This window comes from Saccharothrix sp. NBAS 001, assembly GCF_056640475.1.
In genome coordinates, this window is record NZ_CM153251.1 from 2,557,425 (window position 1) to 2,572,927 (window position 15,503).

Sequence of the window (15,503 nt, forward strand, 5' to 3'; positions counted from 1 at the left end):
GGGCAATCGTCGCCGCCGGTCGTCCCCGCACGCCGCGCGTGACCGTGATCACCCCGGTCCGCTGTCACACCGCGGCCGCCGGCTTCGTCGTGTTCCGGGAGCTTCGAGATCCGGAGGTGTGGCGGTGAGGGTCGCGGTTGTGGGAGCGAACGGGCGGATCGGCGGCGTCGTGGTCGGTGTCCTGGAGGGCCGGGGCCACGACGTCGTGCGGATCACGCGGTCGGCCGGGGTGGACGTCTACACCGGCGAAGGGCTCGCCGACGCGCTGGTGGGCGTGGAGGTCGTGGTGGACGCGGTGAACGCGCCCTCGCAGGACACCGACGTGCTGGTGGACTTCTTCGGCACGTCGGCGCGCAACCTCCAGCGGGAGGGCGCGGTGGCCGGGGTGCGGCGGATCGTGGTGGTCTCGATCATCGGCATCGACCCGTTCACCTCGGGCCACTACGCCGGGAAGGTGGCGCAGGAGCGCGCGCTGGCCGAGGGGCCGGTGCCGGTGCGGGTGGTGCGCGCGGCGCAGTTCCACGAGTTCCCCGGGATGGTGCTGGAGTGGACCACCGACGGCGAGGTGGCCCGCGTGCCGGACGTGCGCACGCAGCTGGTCTCCGCGCGTGCGGTGGCCGCCAAGGTGGTGGAGCTGGCGCTGGTCGAGGACGCGCCGGCGCTGGTGGACATCGCCGGGCCGGAGGAGTTCCGGCTGGTCGAGGCGGTGCGGGTGTACGCCGGGCGGCGGGGCGTGCCGGTGCGGGTCGAGCAGGCGCCCGCCGGCGACGACCCGGACCGGGCGCTGCTGGCCTCCGGCGCGCTGCTGCCGGGGCCGGACGCGGTGATCGCCGGCGAGTCGTTCGCGGAGTGGCTGGACGAGCACTACCCGGTCGGGTGACCGGCAGGGGAGAGGTGTGGATCCCTCGGTATAATCGGGATGAGTGTCCCGGTTAGCCGTCGGAGGGCGTGGTGGAACGACCGTTGCGCGCCGACGCGCGGCGCAACCGGGCTCGGGTGCTGGAGGTCGCGGCGCACGTGTTCGCGACCGAGGGCCTGTCGGTGCCGGTGCACGAGATCGCGCGCCGCGCGGGAGTCGGCACCGGGACCGTCAGCCGGCACTTCCCCACGAAGGACGACCTGGTCGCCGCCGTGCTGCTGACCCTCACGGCGGACCTGGTGGCCGAGGCCGACGCCCTGGCCGCGACCGAGGCCCCGGGTGACGCGTTCTTCGCGTTCCTCGGGGCCGTGGTGCGGGCGGGCGCGGCACACCGCGGGCTGGCGCGGGAACTGGCGGACGGGTGCGCCGCGCACGGCGACGTCCAAGGGCGGACCCGCGCGCTGCTGGCCCGTGCGCAGCAGGCCGGGGCGGTCCGGCCGGACGTCTGCTACGCCGACGTGAAGGCGTTGCTGAGCGGCTGCATGGCGCGCGAGGACGGGCCGCTGGAGCCACTGATCGACGTCGTCCGCGACGGCCTGCGCCACACGACACCACCACGAGAGGACAACTCCGCATGACCGAGGAACGCCGCAACTTCAACGACCAGATCGCCGCCGAGTTCCGCGCCAACAAGGGCGTCGTCGGCGGCCCGTTCGAAGGGCGTGACCTGCTGCTGCTCACCACCGTGGGCGCGAAGTCCGGCGCGGTGCGGGTGACCCCGCTGGTCTACACCCGCGACGGGGACCGACTGGTGGTCGCGGCCTCGTACGGCGGCGCGCCGAAGAACCCGGGCTGGTACCACAACCTGCTCGGCGACCCGAAGGTGACCGTGGAGGTGGGGGAGGAGAAGTTCGACGCCACCGCCTCGGTGGTCCAGGACCGCGCCGAGCGCGACCGGCTCTACGCGGGCATGGTCGCGCACGCGCCGGGCTTCGCCGACTACGAGAAGAAGACCGACCGCCTGATCCCGATCGTGGTCCTCGACCGCTGACCCGGGTCCGCGCCGCCGACTCCGGAATGCGCGGTCCGGAGCCGGTCGGCGGCGGTGATCATAATAATGTCAGTGCTGACTGGAATCAAAGATCAGCGGTGGTCCCGGTCCCCAGGCCGTCCACCGCGAAGCGGACCAGCCGCTCGGACTGCTCGACCGACGTGTGCTCGCGCAGCCATGCCGCCGCATTGATCAGGGCGAACACATCCTCGCCGGTCACGTCCGGGCGGATCGCCCCCGCCTCGCGGGCCGCCGCCACGAAGGCGTCGCCGGCGTCGGTCATCCGGTGGCACGCCTCGGTGAGTTCCGAGGCCGGGTCGTCGGTGCCGCCCGCCAGGACGGTCGCCAGCCCCCGGTAGGTGGCGGCGTGCGCGACGACCGCGCCGATCCAGTGCTCCAGCGCCTCGGTCGGCGGGGTGGTCTCGCGCAGCCGCCCGGCCAGGGCGAACAACGCTTCGTGCCGGTCGTGCAGGAGCGCGCCGATCAGCGCCCGGCGGGTGGGGAAGTGGCTGTAGAGGGTGCCGATCGCGACCCCGGCGCGGCGGGCGACGGCCTCCAGCGACGCCGTGGTGCCGTGCTCGTCGAACGCCGCGTCGGCGGCGGCCAGCAGCAGTTCGCGGTTGCGGCGCGCGTCGGCGCGGCGCTTGTCGGCCATTGACGTCCCCTCCAAGTTGAGGCACCCTCGATGTAGTAGGTCGAGGCAGCCTCGATATTAGCTGGAGTGGGTGGGGATGATCCTGGTAACCGGTGCCACGGGTTCGATCGGCCGGCCGCTGGTGCGCGGGCTGGCGCGGCGCGGCGTGGCGTTCAAGGCCCTGGTGCGCAGCGAGGCCAAGGGCGAGGCGTTGGGCTGCGACTACGCGGTGGGCGACTTCGACGACCCGGACTCGATCGCCGCCGCGCTGGCCGGCGTGGACCGGCTGCTGCTCAACAGCACGGGTGCCACGCCGGGTCCGGCGGAGCAGCCGATCGCCCGGCACCAGCGCGCGGTGGTCGACGCGGCGGTGCGGGCCGGGGTCTCGGCCGTGGTGAAGGTGTCGGTGATCGGGGCGCGCGAGGGCGGCAGGCTTGCGCAGGGCGCGCACTGGGAGGCCGAACGGCACCTGAAGGCCTCCGGGCTGGACTGGGCGGTGCTCCAGCCGGGCGGGTTCATGCAGAACTTCGTCACCGGTACCGCGTTGGCCACCGAGGACGGCGACATCCTGGGCTCCTACGGCGACGCGCCCGTGGCGTACGTCGACTGCCGCGACATCGCCGCCGTGGCCGCCGAACTGCTCACCGGCTCCCGGTGGGGGGAGACGTTCGTGCTGACCGGGCCGGAGGCGATCGACCACCACCACATCGCGCGCCTGCTGTCGGCCGCGCGCGGCCGGACGGTCCGCTACGTCGACCTGCCGCCGGAGGAGTTCGCGGCCCGGCTCACCTCCCAGGGCGTGCCCGAGGGGTTCGCCGTCGACGTCGCCGAGTTGTTCGCGGAGGTGGGGCGGGGCGCGCAGGCCGAGACGACGACCGCCGTGCGGGACGTGACCGGCCGCGAACCCCGCACGTTCGAGCAGTTCGTGGCCGATCACGCGGACCTCCTGGCCGCGCCGCAGGCCGGCTAGTGCGCTGACCCCCCAGGTTCGTCGGGGTGGTCGGGCTGCATGGGGTCGGCTCCGGCGTTGGTGGCGTTCGCTGCGGGTGCGTGCTCGTTCGCGGTGTTGGGCGGTGAGGGTGTCGGGGTGGCGGCCGTGGAGGTGGCGGATGCCGTGCGGTCGTCGGTGGGTCGCCGGCGACCGGTCGGGGCGGGGCCTGGCCGTCGCCACGACGAACGCGATGCCGTCGGGGCCGACCAGGCGAGGACGGTCTCCCGCGAACGACTTGGTGACGCTCGCCGTCCGGGACCTGCCGTCCGCCGGGGGTCGTCGTCGTCCGCCGACCTGCGTCACGCCCGCGCTGCCCGGCCGGACCCGTTGGCGTCGCGCGGTTCGGCCGTGACGCCGACCGCGCCGGAATCGGCTCGCGGTCTGGTGGGGCGCTTGCCTAGGCTCCGGGCGTGGACTGGAGCCGGAAGGTCAAGCGCGTCGCGGTGCTCACCGGAGCCGGGATCTCGACGGACTCCGGCATCCCCGACTACCGGGGCGCGAACGGGGTGTGGACGCAGAACCCCGAGGCCGTCGGTGCGTTCACGCTCGATCGGTTCCTGTCGTCGGCGCGGGCGCGGGCCGGGTTGTGGGCGTCCTACCGGGGGCACGCGGCGTGGCGGGCGGAGCCGAACGCGGCCCACCACGCGCTGGCGCGGCTGAGCCGGTCGGGTGTGGCGCTGCGGGTGCTCACCCAGAACGTCGACGGGTTGCACCAGCGGGCGGGCGTGCCGGCGGGGAAGGTGCTCGAACTGCACGGGTCGATGCGGGGCACCACGTGCACCGCGTGCGGTGAGGCCGCGTCGACCGAACAGGTGCTGGCCCGGGGCGAGGGCGTGCCGTCGTGTCCTCGGTGCGGCGGCATCCTCAAGCCCGACGTGGTGCTGTTCGGCCAGTACCTCGACGAGCACGTGCTCGGGCAGGCTCAGGTCGTCGCCGGGGCGTCGGAGGTGTTCCTGGCGGTCGGCACGTCGCTCCAGGTCGAACCGGTCGCGTCGCTGTGCGCGATCGCGGTGCGGGCGGGTGCGGACCTGGTGGTCGTCAACCGGGACCCGACGCCGTACGACGACGTGGCGGCGGCGGTGATCCGGGAGCCGATCGGCACGGCGATGGGGTGGATCTGCGACGCGCTGGCCGGTCACCAGTCCGCCGCGCCCGCGAAGGACGTGGCGGTGGGGGAGTAGTCCAGCGCCGCGCGGGCCGCGGTGATGTCCAGGGTGCGTTCGTGGGCCAGGTGGCTGATCGCGTACCGGGTCAGGCGGGGCGGGGTGCTCGCCCCGGCGAGCCGCCAGAGGCGTTCGGCCAGTCCGGCGGCGTGCCAGGCGGCGCGCAGCGGGAGGTGTCGGACGCGGACGTCGAGCCCGCGCTCGCGTAACAGGTCGTGCAGGGCGTCTTGCAGGACAACGGGTTGTGCGTCGGCGATGTTGTACACGCCGGGTTCGCCGGTGCACGCCGAGAGGGTCGCGGTGACCAGGTTGTCGATGGAGGTCAAGGACTGCAACGCCTGCCCGTCGCCGACGACGACCAGGCTGCGGCCCCGGATCGCGCCGAGCACCCGGGGCAGCAGGGTCGGGTCGCCCGGTCCGTAGACGGCGTGCGGTCGCAGCACGACGGTGTCCGGGCGGCCGGCGAGGACGCGTTCGGCGTCGGCTTTGGCGGCGGCGTAGTCGGTGAGGTAGCGGGTGACGGGTGCGGCGGATTCGGGTGCGTCGACGGTCGGCACGAACGGGTCGTAGACGCTCGCGGACGAGATGTGCACCAGTCGTGCGGTGGGGAAGGTCTCGGCGACGTGCCGGGTGCCGTCGACGCACACGCGGCGGATCCGTTCGCCGTCGCCCCAGTCGGTGACCGCGGCGGCGGCGTGCACCACGGCGTCGACGTCGGGCGGGTCGGGCAGCGGGCCGACGGCGATGTCCCAGTCGCGGGACCCGTAGCCGTGCACCTGCCAGCCCAGCGCGCGTGCCGCGCGGGCGACCGCGCCGCCGACGAACCCGGTCGCGCCGGTGACCGCGAGGCGCATCAGCGGGCCAGTCGTTCGCGCAGTGCGGACCGGTCCACCTTGCGCAGCCGCCCGGACACCGGGATCTCGTCCACGACGACGACTTCGTCGGGCAGCGCGCTCGCGTCGATCAGGCCCGGCAGCGCGGTGCGCACGCGGTGGGCGAGGTCGGGGCCGGCGTCGGCGCGCGCGGTCAGGGCGAGCACGATCCGCTCGTCGCCGATCTCGTCGGGCACGCCGACCAGGACCGCCGCCGCCACGCCGGGCAGGTCGGCGATCGCGGGTTCGTAGAGGCCGGGGTAGACGTTGGTCTTGCCCCGGATGATCATGTCCTTCTTGCGGCCGGTGAGCACCAGGCGGTCGCCGTCGAACCGGGCCAGGTCGCCGGTCGCGTGCTCGGTCAGCGGCGGCCGGCCGAGGTAGCCCCGGCACAGGTTCGGGCCCGAGACGAGCAGTTCGCCGTCGGGTGCGATCCGCGCCGACACGCCCGGCAGGGGCCGGCCGAGCAGGTCGCCGCCGTGCACGATCTTCTCGTCGGCGGTGGCGATCGCCACGGGCAGGATCTCGGTCATCCCGTACACGGCCAGGAACTCCACGTCCGGCAGGGCCCGTTGCGCTCGCTTGAGCAGCGGTGGCAGCACCGGGGCGGACCCGAGCAGCACCTGCCGCAGCGAGCCGGGCAGCGTGACACCGCTGTCCAGGATGGTCGCCAGGTCGGCGGGGATCAGGAACGTGTGCGTCGCGCCCGCCAGTCCGGCGGCGAGCGCGGCCGGGTCGGCTGAGGGCGCGAACCCGTAGGGCGGCATGGTCCAGTGCGCGCCGGCGACCAGGGCGGGCAGGCCGAGCATCATCTGGTCGGTGTGCACGCGGGTGTCCGGGCCCAGTTCGCAGCGCGTGGCCAGGGTGCGCAGGGCCGCGCCGAGCGATCCCCTGGTGTGCACGACGGCTTTGGGCGCTGCGGTCGTGCCGGAGGTGAACACCACGACCGCGTCCTGGTCGGGGTCGGGGTCCGGTGGCGTCGTGCCCGGTACCGGTCGGGACAGGCGTCGGGTGGAGATCGCGCGCAGGGGGACGCCGGGCAGCCACGGCCCGGACCTGATGTGCCGCAACGGGAGCGCGGCGTAGTCGGGCAGGAGCACGCCACGCCGGCGGGCCAGTGCGCGCAGCGGGCCCGGCGCGCTGGCCGCGTACAGCAGCGATTCGGCCGCTGCCCAGCCCGGTCCGGCCAGGTCGAGCCGGCCGGCGAACAGTTCCGGTCCGACGCCGGGGTCGATGAACACGACGGTGCCGCCGGCCGCCACGGTGCCCAGCGCCAGCACGATCGCGTCCGGGCCGGGGCGCACCGAGAACAGCATCCGGGTGCCGGGGCGCAAGCCCTCGGCGCGCAGCCGGTGCGCGGTGCCCAGGACTTTGTCGGACAGTTGCCGGTAGGTCAGCGTGCGACCGCGCGCGTCGGTGAGCGCGGGTGACGGGCCGTGCTCCCGCGCGGCGCGCAGGACTTCGAGCAGCAGGTCGTCAGCCACGGCGCAGCACCAGCCTCTCGTAACCGGGGATCAGCACCCGCCGGGCCGCTTTCCGGTCCACGACGGACAGCGGGGTGGCGTCGAGGACGGCGTCGAGCACGGCGCGGATCTCCGCGTTCGCCAACGGCATCCCGAGGCAGAAGTGGGGGCCCGCGCCGAACCAGATCCGGCTCACGGCGGGGGAGTGCGGGCGGTCGGGGTCGAACGGGCCGTGGGCCCTGGCCGCGGAGATCGTGGCGATCACGACCCGGTCGCCGGCCCGCACCCGCAGGCCGCCCACGGTCGCGTCGGCGGCGGCGCTGCGCAGCATGACCGGCGAGGGGACGGTGACCCGCAGCGCCTCCGCGACCACCTCGTCCGCCCGGTCGCGGTCCGCCGCGAGCCGGTCCAGCCACCCGGTGTCGTGCAGCAGCGCGACCAGCCGGGGCACGTAGGAGACCAGCGTCTCGGTGCCGGTCAGCACGAACGCCGCGACCGCGCCGAGCGCTTCCCGCTCGGTCAGGCCCAGTTCGCGCATCCGTCCCGGCACGGTGGTCGGGTCGCCGGCGGCGTACGCGGCGGCGGCCGGCCCGGTCAGCCGGGCCAGGGCGGCTCGGCTGTGCCGGACCTGGCCCGGGGTCAGCGTGCGGCGGCCGAGGCGGACCATCGAGGTGATCGCCGCGCCGGCTTCGTGCGCGTGCGCCGCTTCGGCCGGGTCGAGGCCGACCAGCTCGCAGATCACCGCGCCCACCAGATGGCGCACGACCGCGACGAGGTCGACCGGTCTTCCGGCGGCCAGGTCGTCGCGCAGCCGTTTCATCGGCTCCCGTGCGACCCGCGCGCACAACTCGGCCACGCTGCGCGGGGTGAACAGCCCGGAAAGCTTGCGGCGCAACGTAGTGTGCGCGTCGCCCTCCATGTTCAACAGCACCGTCGGGCCGACCACGGGCGTCCACAGGTCCGCCGGCGAGCCGGGGCCGGTCTTGGTGAACCGGTGCGGGTCGGTGAGGACTTCCTTGGCCAGGGCGGCATCGCTGACCACGACACCGAGCCCGGGGACGCGCACCACCGGCCGGATCCGGCCCACGCCGCGCACCAGCGGGTACGCCACGGGGTGCGCGGCCAGCTGGACCCTGCGCTCCCAGTTCATCGGATGTCCACCACGGCGGGCCGGTACCGGTGGTCGGCGTACCAGGCCAGCGTGCGGCGCAGACCCCACGCCCGCGCGCGCCGCGACGAGCCGCGCACGACCACGTCCCGGCGCAGCCCGTAGCGGTAGGTGTGCAGGCGCACCGCGTTGACCAGTGCGCGGTCCTCGTGCAGGTCCTCGATCTTCGAGCGCGGGAACCCGCCGGACAGGGTGTACAGCTCGGCGGTGATCGCCATGTTGCACCCCGCCGCCATGACGTACGGGCCGCGGTAGCGCGGATCGCGGTTGCCGGCCCGGAACTTCCCGAACAGCGCGGCTACCTCGACGGCCGCCACCAGCAGCCAGCGGGTGCCGGCGGACAGGCCCTCGTCCCGGCGCGGCAACAACTGCCCCGACACCAGGCGCAGGCCGGAGTCGAACGCGGCCTTGACCCGCGCGGTCCAGTCCGGCGCGGGCAGGCAGTCGGCGTCGGTGCGGGCCAGCCACCGCGCGCCGCGCCCGATCGCGTACCGCATCCCGGTGTCGGCCGCCGCCCCGGTGCCCTTCTGCTCCTCGCGCACCAGCTCGACCCGCAGCCCCGGGTGGGTGGCGGCGTGGGCGCGGACGACGTCCACTGTGGAATCGGTGGAGGCGTTGTCCACCACGACGAGCGTGAAGTCCCGGTCGGTCTGCGCGGCCAGGGCGTCCAGCGTGGCGGTGATGCCGCGTTCCTCGTTGTAGGCGGGCACCACGACCCAGAGCGCGCTCACAGCCGGATCACCACCAGGCCGAGGCTGACGCCGCCGGCCAGCCCGACCAGCGCCACCAGGTCGCCGGGCCCGCACCGGCCCAGCTCCCGGGCGGTGACCAGTTGCAGCGGCAGGCTCGCCGAGGCGACGTTGCCGTGCCGGGGCAGCGTGACGACCAGGCGGTCGGTCGGCACGCCGACCTGCCGGGCGAAGATGTCCAGGTAGGGCAGCGAGACCTGGTGCACGCCGATCATCGCGAAATCGTCCCAGCCCAGGCCCAGCCGGTCCAGCGTGCGGTCCAGGACTCCCCGGCCGAGGCCGAGGAACGCGTCCTTGAGGCGCGCCCCGTCCATGTCGAAGTAGGTGCGCTCGGGGTCGCGCGGGTAGCGCGAGCCGCCGCCGGGCAGGGTGCCCACGTCCCACTGCGTCGAGTCGGCGGTGAACCCGCACCCCAGCACGCCTTCTTCGCCTCGTGTCAGCAGCAGCGCCGCGCCCGCGTCGGACAGCGTGTAGCCGGGGAAGGCGCGCAGGAACTCGGTGAGCCCGCCGACCTCCCACCGCACGGCCCGCGACGGGGCTTCGCCGCTGGCGATCAGCACCGTCGCGTAGCGGCCCGAGGCGATCAGCGCGTCGGCGACCTCGATCCCGTTCAGCACGCTGTTGCAGGCGTTCTTCACGTCCATCACCGGGCAGCGCAGCTCCAGCTTCGCCGCCACGATGTGCGCCGTCGCCGGCTCCACCATGTCCTGGCTGGCCGAGGCGAACAGCAGCAGGTCGACCTCGCCCGCCGCGGTCCCGGTCTCCGCCAACAACTTCCGCGCCGCCGCGACCGCCAGGTCCGACGCCTGCTCGTGGTCGCCCATGACGTGCCGCGACTCGACCCCGGTCAACCGGTGGATGAGTCCCGCCGGCGGCGTGAACGGGGCGAGCCGCCGTTCCACCTCGGTCGTGCTGACCTGCTGCTCGGGCAGATGAACCGCCACTCCGGCAAGTTGTGTCCCCACTCGGGCCACCTCCCTTGCCAGAAGGCTAGAGGCGGCGGGAGCGGCGTGCCCTCGGTAGAACTACTCTGATCACTCCACCGTGGCTCCCCAGTGGACTGCGCGGCGCGGAAGGCGTGATCGGGCGGTCGCTTTGCGTGCCCGAAGTCACGACGGGTGAACGCGCGGCGACGGTCGGTCCGCGCCGGTCACCAGGTCACCGGCAGCTCGTACACCCCGTAGACCAGACCGTCGTGCTTGAACGGGATCGACTCGAAATCCACCGCCAGCCGCAGATCCGGCACGCGCCGGTACAGCGTCCGGTAGACGACCTCCAGTTCGAGGCGGGCCAGCGGCTGGCCCAGGCACTGGTGCACGCCGAACCCGAACGCGATGTGGTGCCGGGCGTCGCGGGTGATGTCGAGCCGGTCCGGGTCCGGGAACGCGGCGGGGTCGCGGTTGGCGATGTCGTTGGGCATCACCAGTCCTTCGCCCGCGCGCACCACCTGGCCCGCCACCTCGATGTCGCGCGTCGCGAACCGCCGCCGCCCGCTGTGGGTGATGTTGAGGTACCGCAACATCTCCTCGACCGCGCGGGTCGCCACCGCCGGGTCGGCGGAGTCGCGCAGCAACGCCAACTGCTCCGGGTTGCGCAGCAGTAACAAGGTGCTCAGGCCGATCATGTTGGCGGTCGTCTCGTGGCCCGCGACCAGCAGCAGCACCGCCATGTCCGTGGCCTGGCGCACGGTCAGCTCACCGGCCCGGATCCGCACCGCCAGCCGGGACAGCAGGTCGTCGCCGGGGGCGTCGACCTTCGCGGCCACCAGCCCGCCCAGGTACTCGGCCAGGGCGCGCATCGCCGTGCCGCGCTGCTCGCCGGTGGAACCCCGGTTCACCACCGTGCGGCTGTTGCGCTGGAAGTGGTCGTGGTCGGCGTACGGCACGTCGAGCAGGGCGCAGATCACCAGCGACGGCACCGGCAGCGCGAACTCCGCGACCAGGTCGACCGGGCGCGGGCCGGCGAGCAGCGCGTCCACCGCGTCGTCGACGATCCGCTGCACGGCGGGCCGCATCGCCTCGACGTTGCGCACGGTGAACACCGCCCCGATCATCCGCCGCAGCCGGGAGTGCTCGGGGTCGTCGATCCCGACGAAGCTCAACGCCGAGCCGATCCCGGGGCCCTGCCTCGGGTAGCGCGGGTCGGCCATGTCGGCGCTGACCCGCCCGTCGCCGAGCACCGCGCGCTGGTCGGCGTAACGGGTCACCAGCCAAGGGGTGCTGCCGTCCCACAGCTCCACCTTCGCCAGCGGAGCCTCCTGCTGGAGGCCGCGCAGCGCGGGCGGCGGGTCGAACGGGCGGCCTTGCGCGCGGGGCATCGGGAACGGCGGGACTCCGGACGTGCTCGTCATGTCTTCCCTCCGGATCGGCTACGGACCGGCGGCGACAGGCTGTTCCTCCAGGTGTTGCCGGCGGTGCTGACGGGCCTGCTTCGGCATGTTCCAGCCCAGGACGGCGACCGGCGCGCCGTCCCTCTCGTACAGTGCCACGAACCGGCGCGCCTCGACATCGCCTTCCACCACGGTCACCCGGGTGGCCGCCGCCGGGAGCCCGTGCACGTGGACCCGCGCGTCGAACTGGTCGGTCCAGAAGTACGGGACCGGTGCGTAAGATCGTTGTCCGCCAAGGATGTTGTCCGCGACCACGACGGCTTGCCCGGTGGCGTTCGTCCGGTTCTCCAGGCGCAGCGGGCCCAGCGCGGGGTGCGCCCACCGCGCCACGTCCCCGACCGCGTAGACCCCCGGCGCGGCGCGGCACCCCGCGTCGCACACCACGCCGTCACCGAGCGTGAGACCGCTGTCGGACAACCACTCCGTGTTCGGGACCGCGCCCACGGCGACCACGACCACGTCCGCCGCCAGCACTTCGCCGTCCGCGAGCCGCACGCCGTCGCCGACCAGCCGGTCCACCCCGACCCCGAGCCGCAACCGCACCCCGTGCCCCGTGTGCAGCTCCGCCAACGCCCCGGCGGCGAGCGGACCCAGTTGCAGCGCCAGGGGAGCGGGCTGCGGACCGACGAGCGTGACGTCCACGCCCAGCCCGCGCGCCGTCGCCGCCACCTCCGCGCCCAGCACGCCGTCACCGACCACGACCAGTCGCCGCGCCACCAGCAGATCCGCGCGCAACGCCACCGCGTCGGCGATCGTGCGCAGCACGTGCACCCGGCACGGCCCGTCCTCGCCCGGCAGCCGCCGGGGCCGCGCGCCGGTCGCCACCACCACGGCGTCGGCCGTCCACGTCAGCCCGGACGCCGTGCGCACCGCGCGTGTCGGCACGTGCAGCGAGACCGCGGCGTCACCGGCGACGAACCGCGCGTCCAACGCGTCGAGCGCGTCGGCCGTGCGCAGGTGGGCGCGCTCGACCGGCCACGCCCCCGACAGCACCTGCTTGGACAGCGGGGGCCGGTCGTAGGGCGGGTGCGACTCGTCGCCGAGCACCGTCAGCCCGCCGGTGAAGCCCTGGTGGCGCAACGCCTCCACCGTCGCCAGGCCGGCCGCCCCCGACCCGACCACCAGCACCGACCCCGGGCTCACGCCCGCCCCAGCGCGATCGCCGACGCCGGGCACACGTTGGCGGCCTCGCGGACGGCGGCGTGCAGGTGCTCACCCGGTTCCGGCTCCAGCAGCACCACCACGCCGTCCTCGTCGCGCTGGTCGAACACCTCCGGCGCGAGCAGCACGCACGACCCGGCCCCGCAGCACTTGTCCTCGTCCACGCTGATCTTCACGGATTCCCCTCGCTTCCCCCGGTCACCGACCGGCGACCGGTGCCAGCCACAGCCCGGTGATCGTGTCCACCAGGCCGCCGGCCACGTCCTCCCAGGTCTTGCCGCGCAGGCCGTCCTCGGCGAGCGCGCGCTCGCGCCGCGCGCAGGTCTCCGCCAGCAGTATGCGCGTCATCGCGCCGCGCTCCAGGTGCACCGGCAGCGGCAAGGCGGGCACGCACCGGCTCAGGCCGTCCAGCACCCGCTGCACCGATCCGGCGACCACCGCGCGTTCCAGCACCACCCGCCGCAGGTCCGGGTCGGCCAGCACGCGCGCGGTGAACCGCGCGTACCAGGCCGGTCTGCCCAGGTGGGCGAGGTGTTCGGTGAACGGCCGCACCAGGCACGCCACCCAGTCGCGCACCTCGCGGCTCTCGCCGATCCCGGCCAGCATCCGCAGCCGGGCCGGTTCCACCGACTCCTCGTGCCGGCCCACGATCGCGCGGACCAGGTCCGCCGGCGCGGGCACGGCGGCCGGGCCGCGCTCGGCCAGCAGCCGCTCCGCCGCGACCAGGATCGACTCGCGGGTCCCCGGCGCCCGCCCGACCCCCGTCGCCATCAGCGCACCGGCCCGCCGACCGGCCCGGGTAAGCCGGCGCCCGGTGTCCGGCCGCCGGATCCGGTGTCCACCACGCGTGCCACTGCGTCCTCCTGGAGTCGGTGCCGTGGATCCAGCTAACCGATAGTCCGAAATTGAGTCAAGCAACTGACTTAGGATTTGTCGGCAGCGCGTGACCGCGCAGTTCCCACGGGTGACGAAACGGACGCGACCGCCGGTCAGTGCGGACCGGTCACGGCAGGCCGACGACCGGGGCGGTCAGCAACCCGGTGATGGCGTCGACCAGCCCGGTGGCCGTCTCCTCCCACGACGGGCGGGGCGTGATGCCGCCGTCCGCGAGCGCCCGTTCCCGCTCGGCGCAGACGTGCACCATCAGCGCGCTCACCATCTCGCCGCGCTCCCGGCGCACCTCGTCCGGCAGGCCCGGCAGGCAGCCGTGCATCCGGTCCACCACGCGGCGCAGGCCCGGTGTGGACAGCGCCTCCTCGGTCATGATGTCCCGGAACGCCGGATCGGTCACCACCTGCGCGCCGAACCGGGCGAACCACGTCGGGTCGCCCAGCGACGCCAGGTGCGTGGTGACCGGCCGGACCAGGCAGCCCACCCACGTCCGCAGGTCCGCCGACACCTCGGCGTCCGCGACGAGGGCCGCGCGCAGCTGCTCCACGCGCAGCGCGTGCCGCCGCACGATCGCGCGCACCAGGTCGGCCTTCGTGCCGAAGTGGTAGCCGACGGCGGCGTTGTTGCCCTGCCCGGCGGCGGTGCTGATCTGGCGGTTGGACACCGCGTAGAGGCCCTGCTCGGCGAACAGCCGCTCGGCGGTGTCCAGGATCTGCCGGCGGGTCGCGTCGACCTGTTCCGCCCGCGGTGTCCTGTCGACGTCGGTCGCCACGGTCACCACCGTACCGGCACGGTGCTCAGCCCCCCGACCACCAGGCCCACCACCGGGGCCAGCTCGGCCGGCTCGACGGCCAGCGCCAGACCGGGCAGCCGGCGCAGCAGGACCTCCAGCGCCACCTGCAACTCGGTGCGCGCCAACGCCTGCCCGAGGCACGAGTGCGCGCCCGCGCCGAACGCCAGGTGCGCGTTGGGCGTGCGCGCCAGGTCCATCTCGCCCGAGCGGTCGAACGCCGCGTCGTCCCGGTTGGCCGCGGCCATGCTGCACATCACGGTCGTGCCCGCCGGGAGCGTGCCCGAGGACAGCTCGGTGTCCTCGGTGAGGTAGCGCGGCAGGCCGATCCCGGGGTTGGCGTCGAACCGCAGCGCCTCCTCGACCGCCGTGCGCACCAGCGCCGGGTCGGCCAGCAGCCGCTCCCAGCGGGACCGGTCGGACAGCAGCATCCCGATCATCTTGCCGATCATGTTCGCCGTGGTCTCGTGCCCGGCCACCAGCAGGCCCTGCCCGGTCGCCACGAGCTGCGCGTCCGTCATCGCGCCCTCGGTGATCAACGCGCTGAGCAGGTCGTCGCGCGGGCGCTCGCGCTTGGCCGCGACGTGCGCGCCCATGTACCGCACGAACTCGGCCCGCGCGGCGCCCAGCTCGGCCTCGGAGTAGCGGCTGAGGTTGAGCATCGCGTCCGACCAGTGCGAGAACCGGTCCCGGTCGGCGTCCGGCACGCCCAGCAGCCGGCAGATCACCCAGACCGGCAGCGGGAAGCCGAACGCCGCCTTCAGGTCGGCAGGCTGCCCGCCCGCCACCATCCGGTCCACCAGCCGGTCGCCCATGGCCTCGATCTCCGGGCGCAGCGCGGACATCCGCTTGGCGGTGAACCACCGGCCGACCGCCTGCCGCCAGCGGCGGTGCCCCTCCCCGGTGGCCGGGATCGACGAGCCCGAGTCGTTGTTGAACACGCCGCTCGCGCTGTCGGTGATCCGCGCCGCCCCCGGCGCGGTGAGCTGCCGGGAGAACCGGGGATCGGCCAGCACCTGCTTGACGTCGTCGTAGCGGGTGATCAGCACCGCGCGGTCGCCGCTGGGCAGCGCCACCGGAGCCGCCGGGCGCTCCCGCCGCAGCTCGGCCCAGATCTCGGGCGGCTCCAGCGCGGTCGGGTTGGGAATCGGGTAGCTCAGCACCTCGTCGGACCCCACGGGCGTACTCCTCCGCGTCGGACGTGCACGTGGCACCCAGTGAATCGGCGGACCGGAGCTAAGTCAAGCGACTGCTTTAAACAGTCGTCGCCACGGGTCGTCGCCCGCGCCGGGCAACCGCGCCACCTCCGACAACGCCCACCG

General features: G+C 74.4%; 17 protein-coding genes. 5 read left to right on the plus strand and 12 right to left on the minus strand.

The annotated features are described in order from the left end of the window. The first annotated feature begins 124 nt into the window (after positions 1-124). The 3 genes from AC0HI0_RS10605 to AC0HI0_RS10615 all read left to right on the plus strand — a co-directional run bounded on the left by AC0HI0_RS10605 (position 125) and on the right by AC0HI0_RS10615 (position 1,910). The gene (locus tag AC0HI0_RS10605; protein WP_480932127.1) at positions 125-880 is read left to right on the plus strand and encodes an SDR family oxidoreductase; all 756 of its coding nucleotides are present in this window, start codon (positions 125-127) and stop codon (positions 878-880) included. A gap of 71 nt (positions 881-951) precedes the next feature. Next, positions 952-1,497: a TetR/AcrR family transcriptional regulator gene (locus AC0HI0_RS10610; protein WP_480932128.1), complete on the plus strand. Its 546-nt coding sequence runs from the start codon at positions 952-954 to the stop codon at positions 1,495-1,497. Then, entirely contained in the window at positions 1,494-1,910 is a 417-nt protein-coding gene (locus AC0HI0_RS10615; protein WP_480932129.1) for a nitroreductase family deazaflavin-dependent oxidoreductase, read from the plus strand. The genes AC0HI0_RS10610 and AC0HI0_RS10615 overlap by 4 nt, the downstream gene beginning before the upstream one ends. Before the next feature lie 85 nt (positions 1,911-1,995). On the opposite strand, the gene AC0HI0_RS10620 is transcribed toward AC0HI0_RS10615, so the two are convergent. Then, a complete protein-coding gene (locus tag AC0HI0_RS10620) occupies positions 1,996-2,565 on the minus strand; it encodes a TetR/AcrR family transcriptional regulator (protein WP_480932130.1) in 570 nt (189 codons plus the stop codon). A 76-nt stretch (positions 2,566-2,641) separates the two neighbouring features. Between AC0HI0_RS10620 and AC0HI0_RS10625 the strand changes: the two genes are divergently transcribed. Beyond that, positions 2,642-3,514: an SDR family oxidoreductase gene (locus AC0HI0_RS10625; RefSeq protein ID WP_480932131.1), complete on the plus strand. Its 873-nt coding sequence runs from the start codon at positions 2,642-2,644 to the stop codon at positions 3,512-3,514. A 431-nt stretch (positions 3,515-3,945) separates the two neighbouring features. Then, positions 3,946-4,716, plus strand: coding sequence for an SIR2 family NAD-dependent protein deacylase (locus AC0HI0_RS10630; RefSeq protein ID WP_480932132.1), 771 nt, complete (start codon positions 3,946-3,948; stop codon positions 4,714-4,716). Here AC0HI0_RS10630 and AC0HI0_RS10635 read toward each other — a convergent pair. From AC0HI0_RS10635 to AC0HI0_RS10685, 11 genes are all read right to left on the minus strand, one after another. After that, positions 4,671-5,552, minus strand: a complete 882-nt coding sequence (locus AC0HI0_RS10635) for an NAD-dependent epimerase/dehydratase family protein (protein WP_480932133.1) — start codon at positions 5,550-5,552, stop codon at positions 4,671-4,673. The two genes, AC0HI0_RS10630 and AC0HI0_RS10635, sit on opposite strands and share 46 nt — an antisense overlap. Beyond that, complete coding sequence (locus tag AC0HI0_RS10640; protein ID WP_480932134.1) at positions 5,552-7,054, minus strand: class I adenylate-forming enzyme family protein; 1,503 nt, start codon at positions 7,052-7,054, stop codon at positions 5,552-5,554. Before AC0HI0_RS10640 ends, AC0HI0_RS10635 begins: the two co-directional genes overlap by 1 nt. After that, positions 7,047-8,183 carry a cytochrome P450 gene (locus AC0HI0_RS10645; protein WP_480932135.1) on the minus strand — a complete coding sequence of 379 codons (1,137 nt, stop codon included), beginning with the start codon at positions 8,181-8,183 and terminating at the stop codon, positions 7,047-7,049. Before AC0HI0_RS10645 ends, AC0HI0_RS10640 begins: the two co-directional genes overlap by 8 nt. Further along, positions 8,180-8,932 carry a glycosyltransferase gene (locus AC0HI0_RS10650; protein WP_480932136.1) on the minus strand — a complete coding sequence of 251 codons (753 nt, stop codon included), beginning with the start codon at positions 8,930-8,932 and terminating at the stop codon, positions 8,180-8,182. The genes AC0HI0_RS10645 and AC0HI0_RS10650 overlap by 4 nt, the downstream gene beginning before the upstream one ends. Continuing rightward, the gene (locus AC0HI0_RS10655; RefSeq protein WP_480932137.1) at positions 8,929-9,894 is read right to left on the minus strand and encodes a 3-oxoacyl-ACP synthase III family protein; all 966 of its coding nucleotides are present in this window, start codon (positions 9,892-9,894) and stop codon (positions 8,929-8,931) included. The genes AC0HI0_RS10650 and AC0HI0_RS10655 overlap by 4 nt, the downstream gene beginning before the upstream one ends. A gap of 206 nt (positions 9,895-10,100) precedes the next feature. Then, positions 10,101-11,300, minus strand: coding sequence for a cytochrome P450 (locus AC0HI0_RS10660; RefSeq protein WP_480932138.1), 1,200 nt, complete (start codon positions 11,298-11,300; stop codon positions 10,101-10,103). Positions 11,301-11,318: 18 nt separating this feature from the next. Continuing rightward, positions 11,319-12,482 carry an NAD(P)/FAD-dependent oxidoreductase gene (locus AC0HI0_RS10665; RefSeq protein WP_480932139.1) on the minus strand — a complete coding sequence of 388 codons (1,164 nt, stop codon included), beginning with the start codon at positions 12,480-12,482 and terminating at the stop codon, positions 11,319-11,321. After that, positions 12,479-12,676, minus strand: coding sequence for a ferredoxin (locus AC0HI0_RS10670; protein ID WP_480932140.1), 198 nt, complete (start codon positions 12,674-12,676; stop codon positions 12,479-12,481). Before AC0HI0_RS10670 ends, AC0HI0_RS10665 begins: the two co-directional genes overlap by 4 nt. Positions 12,677-12,698: 22 nt before the next feature. After that, complete coding sequence (locus AC0HI0_RS10675) at positions 12,699-13,271, minus strand: TetR family transcriptional regulator (RefSeq protein WP_480932141.1); 573 nt, start codon at positions 13,269-13,271, stop codon at positions 12,699-12,701. Between the two features lie 232 nt (positions 13,272-13,503). Continuing rightward, positions 13,504-14,172, minus strand: coding sequence for a TetR/AcrR family transcriptional regulator (locus tag AC0HI0_RS10680; protein ID WP_480932142.1), 669 nt, complete (start codon positions 14,170-14,172; stop codon positions 13,504-13,506). Continuing rightward, positions 14,166-15,359, minus strand: a complete 1,194-nt coding sequence (locus AC0HI0_RS10685; protein ID WP_480932143.1) for a cytochrome P450 — start codon at positions 15,357-15,359, stop codon at positions 14,166-14,168. The genes AC0HI0_RS10680 and AC0HI0_RS10685 overlap by 7 nt, the downstream gene beginning before the upstream one ends. Positions 15,360-15,503 lie beyond the last annotated feature (144 nt).

Excerpts from the sequence above, each read along its gene's own strand:
- AC0HI0_RS10615 (WP_480932129.1), top strand. The coding sequence starts at position 1,494 with ATGACCGAGGAACGCCGCAACTTCAACGACCAGATCGCCGCCGAGTTC.
- AC0HI0_RS10620 (WP_480932130.1), bottom strand. The coding sequence starts at position 2,565 with ATGGCCGACAAGCGCCGCGCCGACGCGCGCCGCAACCGCGAACTGCTG.
- AC0HI0_RS10625 (WP_480932131.1), top strand. The coding sequence starts at position 2,642 with ATGATCCTGGTAACCGGTGCCACGGGTTCGATCGGCCGGCCGCTGGTG.
- AC0HI0_RS10635 (WP_480932133.1), bottom strand. The coding sequence starts at position 5,552 with ATGCGCCTCGCGGTCACCGGCGCGACCGGGTTCGTCGGCGGCGCGGTC.
- AC0HI0_RS10645 (WP_480932135.1), bottom strand. The coding sequence starts at position 8,183 with ATGAACTGGGAGCGCAGGGTCCAGCTGGCCGCGCACCCCGTGGCGTAC.
- AC0HI0_RS10660 (WP_480932138.1), bottom strand. The coding sequence starts at position 11,300 with ATGACGAGCACGTCCGGAGTCCCGCCGTTCCCGATGCCCCGCGCGCAA.
- AC0HI0_RS10675 (WP_480932141.1), bottom strand. The coding sequence starts at position 13,271 with ATGGCGACGGGGGTCGGGCGGGCGCCGGGGACCCGCGAGTCGATCCTG.